The 15,687-nt window shown below is 71.1% G+C and carries 13 protein-coding genes; 5 read left to right on the top strand and 8 right to left on the bottom strand.

The genetic code is table 11. From position 1 onward, the window contains the following. Positions 1-63: 63 nt before the first annotated feature. Both nudC and NFR93_RS04200 read left to right on the top strand, forming a co-directional pair. The gene (nudC, locus tag NFR93_RS04205; protein WP_251450294.1) at positions 64-1,038 is read left to right on the top strand and encodes an NAD(+) diphosphatase; all 975 of its coding nucleotides are present in this window, start codon (positions 64-66) and stop codon (positions 1,036-1,038) included. Beyond that, positions 1,035-2,792, top strand: a complete 1,758-nt coding sequence (locus tag NFR93_RS04200; RefSeq protein ID WP_251450290.1) for an ATP-dependent helicase — start codon at positions 1,035-1,037, stop codon at positions 2,790-2,792. The genes nudC and NFR93_RS04200 overlap by 4 nt, the downstream gene beginning before the upstream one ends. An 816-nt stretch (positions 2,793-3,608) precedes the next feature. Here the strand turns inward: NFR93_RS04200 and NFR93_RS04195 are convergent. Then, complete coding sequence (locus NFR93_RS04195) at positions 3,609-4,973, bottom strand: zinc-dependent metalloprotease (RefSeq protein WP_251450286.1); 1,365 nt, start codon at positions 4,971-4,973, stop codon at positions 3,609-3,611. A gap of 124 nt (positions 4,974-5,097) precedes the next feature. Here NFR93_RS04195 and NFR93_RS04190 point away from each other — a divergent pair, with 124 nt between their 5' ends. Together NFR93_RS04190 and NFR93_RS04185 are read left to right on the top strand one after the other, a co-directional pair. Beyond that, on the top strand, positions 5,098-6,219 hold the full coding sequence (locus NFR93_RS04190; protein ID WP_251450283.1) for a YlbL family protein: 1,122 nt from the start codon (positions 5,098-5,100) through the stop codon (positions 6,217-6,219). 71 nt (positions 6,220-6,290) lie between these two features. Then, positions 6,291-9,224, top strand: coding sequence for a UPF0182 family membrane protein (locus NFR93_RS04185; RefSeq protein ID WP_251450279.1), 2,934 nt, complete (start codon positions 6,291-6,293; stop codon positions 9,222-9,224). 252 nt (positions 9,225-9,476) lie between these two features. Here NFR93_RS04185 and NFR93_RS04180 read toward each other — a convergent pair whose 3' ends face one another. The 7 genes from NFR93_RS04180 to idi are packed head-to-tail and all read right to left on the bottom strand — an operon-like array spanning position 9,477 to position 15,113. Then, complete coding sequence (locus NFR93_RS04180) at positions 9,477-10,367, bottom strand: prenyltransferase (protein WP_251450276.1); 891 nt, start codon at positions 10,365-10,367, stop codon at positions 9,477-9,479. Next, entirely contained in the window at positions 10,364-10,693 is a 330-nt protein-coding gene (locus NFR93_RS04175; RefSeq protein WP_251450273.1) for a lycopene cyclase domain-containing protein, read from the bottom strand. Before NFR93_RS04175 ends, NFR93_RS04180 begins: the two co-directional genes overlap by 4 nt. Further along, positions 10,690-11,040: a lycopene cyclase domain-containing protein gene (locus NFR93_RS04170; RefSeq protein WP_251450270.1), complete on the bottom strand. Its 351-nt coding sequence runs from the start codon at positions 11,038-11,040 to the stop codon at positions 10,690-10,692. Before NFR93_RS04170 ends, NFR93_RS04175 begins: the two co-directional genes overlap by 4 nt. 2 nt (positions 11,041-11,042) lie before the next feature. Beyond that, positions 11,043-12,617, bottom strand: coding sequence for a phytoene desaturase family protein (gene crtI, locus NFR93_RS04165; RefSeq protein WP_251450267.1), 1,575 nt, complete (start codon positions 12,615-12,617; stop codon positions 11,043-11,045). Beyond that, on the bottom strand, positions 12,614-13,498 hold the full coding sequence (locus NFR93_RS04160) for a squalene/phytoene synthase family protein (RefSeq protein WP_251450263.1): 885 nt from the start codon (positions 13,496-13,498) through the stop codon (positions 12,614-12,616). Before NFR93_RS04160 ends, crtI begins: the two co-directional genes overlap by 4 nt. Further along, complete coding sequence (locus tag NFR93_RS04155; RefSeq protein ID WP_251450260.1) at positions 13,495-14,565, bottom strand: polyprenyl synthetase family protein; 1,071 nt, start codon at positions 14,563-14,565, stop codon at positions 13,495-13,497. The genes NFR93_RS04160 and NFR93_RS04155 overlap by 4 nt, the downstream gene beginning before the upstream one ends. Continuing rightward, positions 14,562-15,113 carry an isopentenyl-diphosphate Delta-isomerase gene (idi, locus tag NFR93_RS04150; protein ID WP_251450257.1) on the bottom strand — a complete coding sequence of 184 codons (552 nt, stop codon included), beginning with the start codon at positions 15,111-15,113 and terminating at the stop codon, positions 14,562-14,564. Before idi ends, NFR93_RS04155 begins: the two co-directional genes overlap by 4 nt. An 83-nt stretch (positions 15,114-15,196) precedes the next feature. Here idi and NFR93_RS04145 point away from each other — a divergent pair, with 83 nt between their 5' ends. Continuing rightward, complete coding sequence (locus NFR93_RS04145) at positions 15,197-15,664, top strand: MarR family winged helix-turn-helix transcriptional regulator (protein WP_251450255.1); 468 nt, start codon at positions 15,197-15,199, stop codon at positions 15,662-15,664. The last annotated feature ends 23 nt before the right edge of the window (positions 15,665-15,687 follow it).

Below are 15,687 nucleotides of genomic sequence, written 5' to 3'. Positions count from 1 at the left end.
GCCGCACCGGCGTCGCGGAGCGTCCCGGCGCCGGCTCCACGCCCAATCCGCAGAGGGGTCCCGATGTCGTCGTCCGAGAGCGCGGGCACCGTTCCGGCGGGCACCGTTCGAGACAGCGCCGGTCGAGACAGCGCTGGTCGAGACAGCGCTGGTCGAGACAGCGCCGACGCCCTCGCACGGGCGGCCGCCGAGCGCCTCGAGACAGGTCTGCTGGAGCGTCTCCGCGCGGATCCCGCCAGCCGAGTGCTTGCCCTCCACGGTGATGCCTCGGCGCTGACTTCCGCCGGGCGCATCGATTGGATGTCGCCGGACCGGGTGCCGGGCGATGTGCTGTGGGCTTTCCTCGGGCGCGCGGCGACAGGCGAGGCGCTCCTGGCCGCGGTGTACCCGGAGGCCGACGCCGAGCCGTTCGCGCCGACGGGAGGCTGGGGCGCGCTGCGCACGGTGGCCGCGGATCTCGATACGGCGGACGCAGCCGCGTTCGTGACAGCGGTGAGCCTCGGACGCTGGCTGCGGGAGGCCCCCTTCTGCCCTGCATGCGGCACGATGACGCTGCTGTCGGATGCGGGGTGGTCCCGGCGATGCCCCTCGTGTGCTCGTCAGCACTTTCCGCGCACCGACCCGGCCGTCATCGTCGCGATCCAGAGCGCACGCGATCCCGACCTGCTGCTGCTCGGGTCCAACGCGCTGTGGAGCGCCGGCCGCTACTCGTGCTTCGCGGGGTTCGTCGAAGCCGGCGAGTCGCTCGAGACCGCCGTCCAACGGGAGGTCGCCGAAGAGGCAGGTGTGACGCTCTCGAGCATCCGCTACCGCGGGTCGCAGCCGTGGCCGTACCCGCGCTCGCTCATGGTGGGCTTCCTCGCCACGGCGACCGATGAGGATGCGGCGCGCCCCGACGGCGAGGAGATCATCGACGTGCGCTGGTTCACCCGGGCCGAGATCGGGGCCGGCCTGGCCGGTGAAGGCCCGCTGACACTGCCGGGCCCGGCATCCATCGCCCACCGCCTCATCGCCGACTGGCACCGGGGGACGGAATGAGCGACGCCCTCGCCGGACTCGACGAGCGGCAGCGCGAGGCCGCGTCGGTGCTGCGGGGTCCCGTCGTCGTGCTCGCCGGAGCGGGGGCGGGCAAGACGCGTGTCATCACCCACCGCATCGCCCACGGCGTCGACACCGGGGCCTACTCGCCCGGGAGGGTGATGGCGGTCACGTTCACGGCCAAGGCCGCGGGCGAGATGCGCGGCCGCCTGCGGGCGCTCGGGGTGGAGGGCGTCTCGGCCCGCACGTTCCACGCGACCGCGCTCGCACAGCTGAACTACTTCTGGCCGACCCTGGCGGGCGACACGATGCCGTCGATCGTCGACAACAAGGTGCGCCTCCTGGCGCACGCCGCGGACGGCATCGGCATCGACCCGGACACCGCGACCCTGCGTGATCTCGCCTCGGAGATCGAGTGGCGCAAGGTCGGGATGCGCAGCATCGAGGAGTACGCCCTCGCCCGCCCGAACGGCGTGGGCAGGCTCAGCGTGGAGCGCGTCGTCGATCTGCAGCGCGCGTACGAGCGCCTCAAGGACGAGCGGCGCCAAGTGGACTTCGAGGATGTGCTCCTGGCGTGCGCGGGCATGCTCGAGGCCGAACCCAAGGTCGCCCGCGCCGTCCACGAGCAGTACCGGCACTTCACCGTCGACGAATTCCAGGACGTCTCGCCGCTGCAGCACCGCCTGCTGGAGCTGTGGCTCGGGGATCGCCGCGACATCTGCGTGGTGGGCGACGCCAGCCAGACGGTCTACACATTCGCCGGCGCCGAGTCGCGGTTCCTGCTGGAATTCGAGCGACGCTACGACGACGCGCGCGTGGTGCGGCTCGAGACGAGCTATCGCTCGCTGACGCCGATCCTCGACGTCGCCAATGAGCTCATGCGGGATCGTCCGGGCGCCCTGCGGCTGGTCGCCGCGGCCGAAGCTCCCGGAGAGACGCCGACGGTGACCGCCTACCCGGATGACGCGTCCGAGGCGCGCGGGGTCGCCCAGCGGATCGGCGCTCTGATCTCGGACGGCGTCGACCCTCGGCAGATCGCGGTCCTGTACCGGTCGCACTCGCAGTCGGCCGAGCTGCTGAGCGCCCTCGCGGGAGCGGGGATCGCCACCACCGTCCTCGGCGGCAAGCGCTTCTTCGATCTGCCCGAGGTGCGCCAGGCCGTCATGGCCCTGCGCGGCGCGTCGGTGGCACCGCTGCAGTCAGGGTTCGTCGACGCCGTGCGCGACGTCCTCCGCTCGCTCGGCTTCACCGACGACCCGCCCCAGGCCGGCGGCGCCCTGCGCGACGCATGGGAGGCGCGGGCGGCGATCCTGCGTCTGGCCGAAGAGGCGCCCGAGGGCACGACGCTGCGGGTCTTCACCGACGAGCTGACCGCCCGCGCCCGAGCCGGCGACGAGCCCTCGCGACGCACCGTCACGCTCGCGACGCTGCATTCCGCGAAGGGCCTCGAGTGGGATCACGTCCACATCGTCGGACTCGCCGAAGGGCTGTTGCCGATCTCGTACGCGTCGACGTTCGAGCAGGTGGACGAGGAGCGCCGACTGGCCTACGTCGGCATCACCCGCGCCGCGCGGACGCTGTGGCTCAGCTGGGCGCGTGGGCCTCGTGAGAGACAGCCGTCGCGTTTCCTTCGGGAGATCGGCAGCCGCACGCTGCGTGCGGTCGGTGCCACCGGGTCTTCCGGTGCAGGGGGTCGGCGGTCAGCGTCACCGACCGCATCCGCTTCGGCCAGGCGTCCGCCCGCACGTCGCTGACCAGGCGCGCGGCGACGAGCGCGGCTTCCGCCGCCCGGGATGCGGCGACGTCGGGCGACGGTCTTCCCAGCAGCTGCGCGATCACGAGAGGCCACGCCGGATCGCGGTCGCGCTGATGCGCTGCCAGGCACGCCAGGCATGCGGTGCGGCCGGGACGCACGAGCGGTCCGACCTCGATCCGGTCATGGCGCAGCACGATCGGCAGATGCGGATCGTCGGCCGACATCAGCGCGGCCACGCGACGCGGATCGACCAGGTGGGAGGCGACCAGCACGGTGACCGGTCGCCCGGCGGCGTCGGTGTCGGCGTCTGCGTCGGTGTCGACGTGGGCGCGCCGGCTATCGGGGTGCGCCACTGCTCGGCGGTCCGTCACGACGACGCCGGCGTCGCCGAACGCCACCCGCATCGACCGCACCACCGGGTCCGGCAGGTCCGCGGGTGTCTCGAGGACGACGGTCACCGGCGCCGGATCGTCGCCGGCGGTCCGCAGCACCGGCGACAGGCTCTCGAGGAATCGGCGCGCCGTGACCGAGGGCACCCCGAAGCGCTGCGCCACGTCCATCAGCTCCGACTCGGCCGCGCCCGCCTGCAGCGCCGTCAGCCATCGCTCCTGCCACGGGAGCGGGTCGGCGAGCACGGCGCGACCGTCGACACCGAACTGGAGCGTGTCCGGCGTCCGCCACAGCGGAGGGTGGGCGGGATCGAGTCGAAGCATGCACCCGATCCTGCCCGTCGTCGCGTGGGCAGGCGTCGGGCTTTCCACAGACCGGGCCGGGCTGCCCGCCGCGCGCCGCCTGGGGAGGCGAGGATGCCGCCTCAGACGGGGCGGTCCCCCTCGGGCGGTTCGCTTCCGTCGCCTCGTTCGCCGTCCAGCAGTCGCTGCAGAGCGGCATCCATCTCGTCCGTCTCGGGCTGCTCGCCGCGTGCCCGCGCCTGCAGGCGCGCCACCAGCGCCGACGGGTCATCGATGTCTTCGGCGGACGGCATGAGATCGGGGTAGTCCCACAGATCGTCACGGCCCGGCACGCCCACCGCGTCGGTCACGGCGCGCCACATCGCCGCGGCCTCGCGCATGCGACGCGGACGCAGCTCGAGACCCACGAGCGAGCCCAGCGCCCGCTCGGCCGGGCCCCCCACGGCGCGCCGGCGGCGAACGGCCTCGGCGATGCGCTCTGCGGAGGGAAGCCGCGAGGTCGCGTCGGCCGTGACGACGTCCACCCACCCCTCGATGGTCGCCAGGAGGTTCTCCAGACGGGACAGCGCCAGCTCCTGGGCCTCGGAGCGCGCCGGGAGCAGCGCACCGCTCTCGAGCGCCCGGCGCAGCTCGTCGGGGTCGGAGGGATCGAAGCGGGACGCGAGATCCTCGAGCGCGTCGGTGTCGACGTGCAGGCCGCGAGCGAAGTCGGTGACCTGCGAGATCACGTGCAGTCGCAGCCAGCGCGCGTGTCGGAAGAGCCTCGCGTGCGCCAGCTCACGCGTGGCGATGTACAGGGCGAGCTGGTCGTCGGGGATCTCGAGCTCCGCGCCGAGTCCCGCGAAGTTCTGGGGGAGGATCGCCGCTTCGCCGTCGGGCATGAGCGGGATGCCGACATCGCCGCCGCTGAGGACCTCCTTCGACAGCTCACCGACGACCTGGCCCAGCTGCGAGGCGAAGAGCGAGCCGCCGACGGTGCGCATCAGCCGGCCGGCACCCTGGACGATGCCCTGCATGTCCTCGGGCGCCTGCTCGCTGAGACTGGCGGTGAGGGCGTCCGCGATGCTCGTGGCGACCGGCTCCGCCAGTTCCTGCCACACCGGCAGCGTCGCCTCCACCCAGCCGCCGCGGGTGAGGGGCACCGCGGGTGAGGGCAGGTCCGAGATCGTCGTCGCCTCGCTCAGCCACAGGGTGGCGAGGGCGAACGCCTGGTCGAGGTCGGTGCGCTGCCCGCCGGTCACGCTCAGACCGTCCTGATTGGCGATATGCAGCGCCTGACGCTTGGCCATGTCCCACGAGATGCCTTCGTCGCCGGCGGTGAAGGCCCCCTGCAGGTGGCGCATGACGGTCTGCATCATCGCGGGATCGATCTGCATCCCGGCCAGCCGTGAGAGCTGCTCGGGATCGATGTCGCCGGCCGCTCCGCCGAGCATCTTGCGCAGGAGCTCCTGGAACTCCTCTTCGGGACTACGGTCCTCGTCAGCCACTTCAGCCGCCTTTCAGCCGGGTCGGGGCACCGCGTTCTACGCTAGTCGCGAAGATCATCGCACTGCCCGGCAGGTACCCGAACCCCTTACGCCGGTCGCGAACGACCAGGCGAGAAAGGTTCCCGTGGCGCTGTTCGACGACGACGCATACGTCCCGCAGGCCCCCGAGCGACGCATGTCGCGGGGCATGATCGCCGGGACGTGGGCGCTGGCGGTGGCGATGGTGGTGCTCCTGGCGCTCACGTTCCTGCCGACGTCCTACGTGATCCAGCGACCGGGGCCGGTCTACAACACGCTGGGCTCGGCGAACACCGCCGACGGCGGCGAGGTGCCGCTGATCTCGGTCGAGGGCGCCGAGACCCATCCGACGGCCGGGGCGCTGGACCTGCTCACGGTGCAGGTCGTGGGCAATCGCGAGCGGACCCCGTCGTGGTTCGAGCTGGCGCTGGCGTGGTTCGATCCCAGTCGCGCGGTGGTGCCGATCGAGTCGGTGTTCCCCGAGGGGCAGAGCCTCCAGGAGCGCAGCGAGGAGAGCACCGCTCTCATGGTCGACTCGCAGAAGGAGGCCACGGCGGCGGCGCTCACCGAGCTGGGGTACGAGGTCGATCCGCACTTGACGGTGTACTCGTTCGTCGACGACTCGGCCGCGGCCGGCATCCTCGAGGAGGGCGACGTCATCCTCGCCGCCGACGGAACCGTCGTCGAGGACGCCGATACGCTGCGCAGCATCGTCAACGACGGTGCGGGGGATCCGGTCGCGCTGTCGATCGAACGCGACGGCGAGCAGCGCGACGTCGAGGTCGAACCCCGTTCGGCCGAGATCAACGGCGAAGAGACGCTGCTGCTGGGCATCACCCTGATGACCGACTACGAGTTCCCGTTCGACGTGACCATCCAGCTCGACAACGTGGGGGGACCGAGCGCGGGCATGATGTTCGCCCTGGGGATCATCGACGTGCTCACCCCCGGTGAGCTCAACGGGGGAGAGGTCGTCGCCGGAACCGGCACCATCTCGGGCTCGGGCGACGTGGGGCCGATCGGCGGCATCCGTCAGAAGATGTGGGGCGCCGTCGAGTCCGACGCGACCTGGTTCCTGGCACCCGCCGACAACTGCGACGAGGTCGTGGGCCACGTCCCCGGAGAACTGCAGGTGTTCTCCATCGAGACGCTCGAGGACGCGCTCGCCGTGCTGGATGCGGTCGCCGAGGGCGGCGACACCTCCGCACTGCCGACGTGCGAGGACTGACCGACCCTTCCTCGGTATTCCCCCAGCAGGGACTCGGGAACCCGTGTGAATCCGCCGCCTAGGATGGAACGGTGACCACGACCTCGGCGCCGATACCGGCCACACCGTCCCGCTCCCGACGCATCATCACGATCTCCCTTGCGGTGATCGCCGCCCTCGTGGTGGCGTTCTTCGTCTTCGCGAACCTCTACTCGGAGTGGCTCTGGTTCGAGCAGCTCGGGTTCGACTCCGTGCTGGTGACGCAGTGGATCGCGCGAACGGTCATGTTCGTCGTCGGATTCCTGGGTATGGCGGTTCCGGTATGGCTGGCGATCCAGCTGGCGTACCGGCTGCGCCCCGTCTACGCCCGGCTGAGCTCGCAGCTCGACCGGTACCAGGAGGTCGTCGAGCCGCTCCGTCGCCTGGCGATGTGGGGCATCCCGGTCTTCTTCGGCTTCTTCGCCGGCTTCTCGACGTCGGCCCAGTGGGAGACGACGTGGCTGTGGGCCAACGGCGTCGCCACCTCCGAGGTCGACCCCGAGTTCGGGCTCGACACGGGCTTCTACCTGTTCGGGATGCCGTTCTACAGCGCCCTCCTGGGCTTCGTCTCCGCCGTTCTCCTGGTGTGCCTCCTGGTCACCGCCGCGGTGTCGTATCTGTACGGATCGGTGCGCGTCGGTCAGCGCGAGCTGCGGATCTCCAAGTCCGCCCGGATCCAGCTGGCGGCCCTCGCCGGCCTGTACCTGCTCGTGCAGGGCGCGAGCCTGTGGCTCGACCGCTATCGCACGATGATCGAGCCCGGCGGCATGGGCCGCATCACCGGGCCCGGCTACACCGAGGCCAACGCGGTCATCCCCGGCCAGACGGTCCTCGCGATCGTCGCCGTGCTGGTGGCGATCCTCTTCTTCGTGACGGCCGTCATCGGTCGCTGGCGCTACCCGCTCATCGCGACGGCGCTGCTGGTCGTCTCGGCCATCGTGGTCGGCGTGGGCTACCCCTGGGTGGTCCGCACCTTCCAGGTGCAGCCCAACCAGCTGTCGCTCGAGGCGCAGTACTACGAGCGCAACCTCGAGATGACCAAGGCCGCGTACGGCATCGACGGACTGGAGAAGAGCGACTTCACCGCCGAGACGGATGCCGCCGAGGGTCAGCTGCGCGAGGACGCCGAGACCACGGCATCCATCCGCATCATGGACCCGGCGATCATCGGCCCGACCGTTCGGCAGCTCGAGCAGTACCGCGCCTACTACCAGTTCCAGGACCCGCTCGACGTCGACCGCTACGAGATCGACGGCGAGTCGCAGGACACCATCGTCTCGGTGCGCGAGCTGAACGTCGAGCAGCTCGGCGCCGCGTCGAACTGGCAGAACAACACCCTCGTCTACACCCACGGCTACGGTCTCGTGGCGGCGGCGGGCAACGAGCGCACCGACGATGGAAACCCGGTCTTCCTCGAGCGCGGCATCCCGGCGGCGGGCTTCCTCTCGGAGCAGGAGGACTTCCAGCCCCGCGTGTACTTCGGCGAGTACTCGCCGCCGTACTCGATCGTGGGCGCACCCGCGGACGCGGAGCCGATCGAGCTCGACTACCCGTCGGGCGCCGATGGCGAGAACGAGACGCGCACCACCTTCGAGGGCGACGGCGGCCCCAGCGTCGGCAACGTCTTCAACCGGCTGATCTACGCCCTGAAGTTCCAGTCCGAGCAGATCCTGTTCTCGGACTCGGTCAACGAGGAATCGCAGATCCTGTACGACCGCGACCCGGCGCTGCGCGTGCAGAAGGCCGCGCCGTACCTCACGCTCGACAGCGACCCGTACCCGAGCGTCGTCGATGGGCGGATCGTGTGGATCGTGGACGGCTACACCCTCAGCTCCAACTACCCGTACTCCACGACGGTGAGCCTGCAGCAGGCGATCGCCGACTCCAACAACACCGCTCCGCGCTTCACGCTGGACGACATCAACTACGTCCGCAACTCGGTCAAGGCCACCGTGGACGCGTACGACGGCTCGGTGACGCTCTACGCGTGGGATGAGGAGGATCCGCTGCTGCAGGCGTGGCAGAAGATCTATCCCTCCACGCTCGAGCCGATCAGCGAAATGTCGGCCGACCTCATGAGCCACGTGCGGTATCCGACGGATCTGTTCAAGATCCAGCGGGCACTCCTCGGGGTGTATCACGTCGACGACGCGCGGGCGTTCTTCCAGCGCGACAACGCGTGGGCGACCCCGAACGACCCGCAGACCGACACGCGCCTGCAGCCGCCCTACTACCTGACGATGCAGATGCCCGGTCAGGAGCAGCCGTCGTACTCGATGTTCACCACCTTCATCCCGTCCTCCGAGGCGGGAACGGCCAGCCGCAACGTGCTGATGGGCTACCTCGCGGTGGACTCCAACGCGGGGAGCGAGGCGGGTCAGAGGGCGGAGGACTACGGCAAGCTGCGGATGCTCGAGATCTCGGCCGAGACCACGGTGCCCGGGCCCGGTCAGGTGCAGAACCGCTTCGACTCCGACACCGCGGTGTCGTCGCAGATCAACATCCTGCAGCAGGGCCAGTCCGAGGTGCTCAACGGCAACCTGCTCACCCTCCCCGTCGGCGGCGGCCTGCTGTACGTGCAGCCGGTCTTCGTCCAGGCGTCGCAGGGTACCCAGCTGCCGACCCTGCGCAAGGTGCTGGTCGCCTTCGGCGACAACATCGCGTTCGAGGACACGCTCGACGAAGCGCTGGACGAGCTGTTCGGCGGCGACTCCGGCGCCAACGCCGGGGACGGCGACGTGGATCCGGTGCCGCTTCCCACCGATCCGGCAGAGCCGGTCGATCCCGGGGAGCCCACGACTCCCGAGGAGCCGGCCGAGCCCACGGTCCCGGCCGACGAGTACGAGGCCGCACTGCAGGAGGCTCGCCAGGCGATGATCGACCGCGACGCCGCGCTGCAGGACGGTGACTGGACCGCCTTCGGCGAAGCAGACGAGCGCCTCACCGCTGCGGTGGACCGCCTGCTCGAGCTGAGCGAAGAGGGCTGAGCCCGGCCGTCGAGCAGAACGCTCGCTCGGGCCCCGGTGCGCTGCGCCGGGGCCCGAGCCGTTCTCACGCCAGGGCTGCTGTCACGCCACCGCTGCAGGGCGCGGCATCCGCTGCAGGGATCGATGGCGCGGATGCCGCGACTTGCCGCGCCGGTGGGGTCGGCCTGTCGATATCGGGCGCGGATGCCGCGACCTGCCGCGCCGGTGGGGTCGGCCTGTCGATATCGGGCGCGGATGCCGCGAACTGGCGCGTCAGGCCGTCAGAAGTGCGTACCAGATGACGAGCATCGTGACGAGGAAGCCCGCCAGCTGGTTCAGCCACAGGAACCGCTGCCAACCGCGTGTGGCGAGGTGCGCCGTGTCGTCGGTGATCGCGCGGTACGGCCACACCGCGAGCAGGTAGGGGAGGGCGACGGCGGCGGCCAGCGGTCCCGGCCAGGACGTGGCGAGCATCGTGACCCCGGCGGCGGCGTAGCAGACCAGCGCGAACCACACGGTCCAGCGCGCGCCGCGCGCCGTGGCGATGGAGGCGATGCCGGCCTCGCGGTCGGCGACGACGTCCTGCACGGCCCCGAAGGCGTGCGAGGCGATACCCCACAGCGCGAACGCCACCATGATCACCACGAGCTGCCACGTCCACGTCGCGCCGGCCAGGACCAGCCCGTAGACCGCGGGCGAGAAGAAATGGATGCTGCTGGTCACCGAGTCGGCGAACGGGCGCTCCTTCAGCCGCAGCGGCGGAGCGCTGTAGAACACGACGAAGAAGAGGCTCGCCGCCAGCACCGCCCACGACAGCGGCGACCCCACGGCGACGAGGAAGACGACGAACGGCGCGCAGGAGAGCCCCGCCGCCCACAGCGTCACGCGGTGCATACGTCGATCGAGGATCGCACCGTGCGCACCGCCCTTGCGGGGATTGCGCAGATCCGACTCGTAGTCGAAGACGTCGTTGATGCCGTACATCGCCAGGTTGTACGGGATCAGGAAGAACAGCGCGCCCACCACGAGGATCAGGTCGACGTCGCGGGTGACGAGCAGATAGGCCACGGCGAACGGATAGGCGGTGTTGATCCAGCTCACCGGTCGCGACGAGACGAACAGGTCGCGCGTCACACGCGCGGCGGTCAGCGCCGTGCCGGTCACCGCGCGTCCGCCTCGGCGCCGGCCCGATGGCCTCCGGGGGTCAGCAGCGTCCACACGGCGGGGATCAGGAAAGCCGCGCACACGGCGTACGCGAAGTCCTCGATCGGCGCCAGGCCGATCCGGATGCCGCTCATGGACTCCTCGGGGTATCGCACGAGGTCGGAGCCGATCATGATGCTGTCGAAGACGGCGGTCAGGACGAACAGGACGGCGGCGGCGATCCCCGACGCGGCCATCCGACGGCCGAAGCCGGGCCGGCGCAGCGTCGCCAGGGTCACCACGGCGGTCACGATCACGAACGGGATGTTGATGAGGGTGTACGTCATGCCCGCTCGCCTCCGACCTGCGCGTTCCGGGGGCTGCGGCCGGCGATGACGCGCGTCGCGCAGGCGTGCAGGACGAGCGCGAGGTAGGACAGGAACGCGAGGAAGACGGGCTCCTCGAGGGGGAGTTCGGGCGCCAGGTCGACGCCGACGAAGAGGGGGCTGTCGCCCTTGGAGAAGACGCCGCTGACGATGCCGGCGGCATCCCACAGCAGGAAGAAGACCACCCCGATCGCGACCGCAGCCGCGGTGCGGCCGGGCGCTCGGAACGCCGCGAGCCGGAACCGGGCGTCGATCGTCGCGATGCCCGCGGCCGAGACGAGGATCGCCGCGAGATACAGACCCGGCATCCTCACACCCTCGCCGGCTCGGCGACGGGACCGGGGGAGCGGTCGCCGCGCAGGCGCTTGACGACGAGCTCCGCTGAGATGAGGCACATCGGCAGGCCGATGCCGGGAAGGGTCGAGGTGCCGGCGTAGGCGAGGGAGCGCACCTTGCGCGACGCGTTCCGCGGCCGGAACACCGCGCTCTGCCCGAGGGTGTGAGCCAGACCCAGTGAGTTGCCGCGCCAGGAGTTGAGGTCTGCGGCGAAGTCGCCGGGTGCGACGGTGCGGCGCACCACGATCCGCTCGGCGAGGTCGGGGATGCCGCACCAGGCGGAGATCTGGGCGATCACGGTGTCCGCCGCGGTCTCGACGGCGGGGTCGCCGTCGCCGTCCACGCCCCCGCGACCGATGTGCGGGTCGGCGGGGATGGGAACGAGGACGAAGAGGTTCTCGTGACCGGGAGGGGCGACCGTGGCATCGGTCGCGCTGGGGCGGCACACGTAGAGCGACGCGGGCGTCGGGATGCGGGGGCTCTCACCGAAGATGTCGTCGAAGTTCTTCCGCCAGTCCGCGGCGAACATCAGGGTGTGGTGCGCGAGCTGCGGCAGCTCGCCCTCCACGCCCAGCATCAGCAGGAGCGCGCCCGGGCTCGGCGTCTTGGCGTCCCACCACTTCTCGGGGTACGTCTGCAGGGCTTCGGGCAGGAGGACCGTCTCGGTGTGATGCAGGTCGGCCGTCGAGACGACCAGGTCGGCGGTGAGCCTGCGACCGTCGGCCAGACGGATGCCGGTGGCCACGGCATCGGTCGTCTCGATCTCGGCCACGGGAGCCTCGGTGAGGATCTCGACGCCGCGCGCGCGGGCGAGTCGCTCGATGGCGGCGATGATCTCGGTGAATCCGCCCCGCGGGTAGAGGACGCCGTCGTCGAGATCGAGGTGGCTCATCAGGTGGTAGAGGCTCGGGACGCCGAAGGGGGAGCCGCCGAGGAACACCGCCGGATAGCCGAGGATCTGCCGCAGGCGCGGATCCTGGAAGCGCTTCTCGATGAACGTCGAGAGGGTGCGGGTGAGCAGCGGCGCCAGCTGTGGCACGCGCCGCAGCAGCGCCGGGTCTCGAAGCCCCGCCGTCGTCTCGTACGTGTCGTAGAGGAAGCGTCCGACGGCGAGCTCGTACGCATCGGCTGCCGAGTCGAGGTACTCCTCGAGGGCGGCACCGGCTCCGGGCTCGATGCTCTCGAAGAGCGCCACCGCCTCGGCCCTGCCGGAGCGGACGTCGATCGCGCCGGGGTCTCGGTGGGCGCCGGGTTCGCCGTACACCCGGTACGCGGGATTGAGCCGCACGAGGTCGAGTTCGGCTGCGGCGGTCGTGCCCAGCAGCCGGAAGAAGTGCTCGAACACCTCGGGCATCAGGTACCAGCTGGGTCCGGTGTCGAAGCGGAAGCCGTCGCTCTCCCACGATCCGGCACGTCCCCCGAGCTGGTCCCGGGCCTCGCACAGCGTGACTCGCCATCCCTCCTCGGCCAGGAGCGCGGCGGTGGCGAGCCCTGCGATGCCGCCGCCGACGATCACAGCGGTTCCGGGCGGAGTGATGGTGCGCGTCACGGGCGGGCCTCTCTGGGTGCGAAGCCGAGCGCGGCACGTGCCGCGAGTCGGGCTTTGACGGGGTCGGGCACGCGCACGCGCACGCCCTCGATGCGCGGACGCCGCAGGCGTGCCGAGAGCTCTGCGAACAGGTCGTGCGCCGCGGTCACGGCGCGTCGGCAGTCCGCGGGCAGGTCGGGCACGACGGCGGCCGCCGCAGCGAGGTCGGCGTCGATGCGATCGAGCACGTCTTCACGGCTGATCCGGCCGTCCGCGAGTCCGAGGTAGTCCCGGCCCAGGGCGGATGCATCATGGTCGAGGTCGCGCAGGAAGTTCACGTCCTGGAACGCGGCTCCGAGGCGCCGTGCGCCATCCACCAGGCGCGGGTCGGGGAGCACCGGATGGGGTCGGCCGGCGCCGACGAACACCTGCAGGCACATGAGCCCGACGACCTCGGCCGAGCCGTAGACGTAGGCGTCGTGCGACGCATCGTCGTGCCGGGCGGTCGACAGGTCGGTGCGCATCGACGCGAAGAACGGGCGCACGAGGTCTCCGCCGATCGCGCAGGCCCGTGCGGTGCGGGCGAAGGCGTGGACGACCAGGTTCGCACTGAACCCGCGATCGATGGCGGCGAGGGTCTCGGCCTCGAGGTCGTCCAGCACCGCACGCAGCGCGTCGGGTGTGAGACCGGCCGAGGCGGCCGGGCCGTCGACGATCTCGTCGGCCACACGCACGAGGGCGTAGACGGCGCGCACATGCGGGCGGGGTCGCGGGCCGAGCAGACGACAGGCGAGATTGAACGAGGTCGAGTAGCGCGCGATGACGGTGTCGGCGGCGTCCTGCGCGGCGGCGTCGTAGAGGTCCAGACCGGTCGCCTCGGCGTCGCGACGTCGTCCGCTCACGGAACCCGCTCCTGGATGCTGTCGGCGAGAGCCCGCAGAAGCCCTGCCACCCGCGGGGGGAACACGTCCGCCTCCGCGTCGAGGCGCACCTCGTCGAGCGTCGCGATGATGAGGTCGCGCAGCTGGACCCGCGCGCCGCTGTCTTCCAGCATCCGCTGCGCCTCTCGTACGGCGATGGGTCCGGTGTGCGCGACGGCGAGGGCGGAGTCCACCTGCTCCCAGACGGGCGTCTTGCGCGCGAAGGCCACGAGGGGGGTGCGCTTGGCCTCGCGCAGGTCGCCGCCGGTCTCCCGACCGGCCTGCTCGGCGGAGCCGAATGCGCCGATGAGGTCGTCGACCAGCTGGAAGGCCAGGCCCAGGCGGTCGGCAGCGCTCTCGAGTGCGTCCAGGGCCTCCTCGGGGGCCCCGGCCAGCACGGCACCGGCGACCAGCGGCGCCCGGAACGAATACACGCCGGTCTTGTTGAAGGCCGTCGCCAGCAGGTGCGACGCGTCGTCCTCGTCCAGCATCGCGTCGTCCGAGACGACGCTGTTCTCGACGTCGGCGAGCTCGCCGGCCGCCGATACGTACACGGCGTCGTCCAGGAGCTCGAGCACCCGGGTGCGTGCGGGGCCGGGCACGTCGGCGAGCGCGACGAGTCGCAGCGCTTCGTGCAGCAGCAGGTCGCCGCCGAGGATCGCTGCGGCGTCGCCGAGGAGTGCGGCTCCGGCGGCATCGGCGCCCAGGCCGCGGGCGCGCATGCGGAACTCGCCGGCGACATTCGGGATGCCGCGCCGGACGGTGTCGTGGTCGATCACGTCGTCATGCACGACGAAGGCCGCGTGCAGCAGCTCGAACGCGGCGGCGATGCGGTGGACCTCGGCGAGGGCGGCGGGCGATCCGCCGAAGGCGTCGTACGACTCGCACACGAGGGCGGGGCGGAACCGCTTGCCCCCGCTCGCGGCGCGACCGACCGCGTCGGCCAGTGCGCCGAAGCCGTCGCCGAGCACGTCGGCCCGCGAGCGGATGCGGTCGATCGCGGAGTCGATCGCCGCGTCGAGGTCGGGACGTGATGCTCGCGGGATCATGATGCGCGCCGACGCTCGGCGACCGTTTCGAACAGCCGGAGCTGCCGGGCCTGGAGGACCAGCCACGGGCTGAAGGCCCACGGGGTGGCCTCGAGGGACGCGGCCAGATCCAGCGGATCCACCCAGCGGGCGTCCACGACCTCGTTGGGGTTGAGGGTCGGCTCCTCGTCCGTGCGGGCCGTGTAGACCGGGCACACCTCGTGCTCGACGATCCCCGTCGCGTCGACGGCGCGGTAGCGGAACAGTGGCAGCGCCAGCTCGAGTTCGGTGAGCGTGAGTCCGATCTCGAACTCCGCTCGGCGGTGCACGGCGGCGATGACGGGTTCGGCGGGCCGGGGGTGGCCGCAGAAGGAGTTGCTCCACACTCCCGGCCAGGTCTTCTTGTCCAGGGCCCTGCGGGTCACCAGCACCTGCCCGGCGGCGTTGACGACGTGACACGAGAAGGCGAGGTGAAGGGCGGTGTCCGTGCCGTGGACGCTGCTCTTGGGGGCAGTGCCGATCGCGCGACCTTCGTCATCGAGGAGCACAACGTGGTCGGCATCGGTCATCTTCGTTCTCCCTGTCAATTCGCTAGTTTAGCTAGCGATCGGCGTGTGGTCGATGATACAAGTGAACCAGGGATGGTGTCCACATGGCTCAACCGTGGCAACCGCGGACCGATCACGACCGCGCGGTGCTCGACGTGCTCTATGCCGTGCGCGCCTTCAGCGACGCGCTGGATCGCATGAACGGCGACATGAAGGACGACATGGCGATGAACGCCTCGGACCTGCAGGCCCTGCGGATGCTGATCATGCGAGAGCAGCAGGGCGAGTCGGTGTCTCCGCACGACGTGGCCGCGCACCTGCGGATCTCGACCGCGTCCACCACGAAGCTGCTCGACCGTCTCACCGCGGCCGGGCACGTCGAGCGTCGTCCGCACCCGCACGACCGCCGGGCGCGCGTGATCGTCCTCACGCCCCAGTCGCGCCGAACCTTCTTCGAGCACTTCGGCGAGCGGATGCAGGCGATGCGAGCGGTGGCGGACGGCTACACCGACGACGAGCTGGAGGTCGTGGCCAGGTTCCTCGCGCAGCTGGGGGACGCGCTGACGACATGACGACGCGGGCTGCTGTTTTGCGC

Origin of the sequence: Microbacterium sp. Marseille-Q6648, from assembly GCF_943181415.1 — a bacterium.
Taxonomy (GTDB): domain Bacteria; phylum Actinomycetota; class Actinomycetes; order Actinomycetales; family Microbacteriaceae; genus Microbacterium.
Note: the sequence above shows the minus strand (reverse complement) of the source record. Positions and strands in the feature narration are given on the sequence as shown.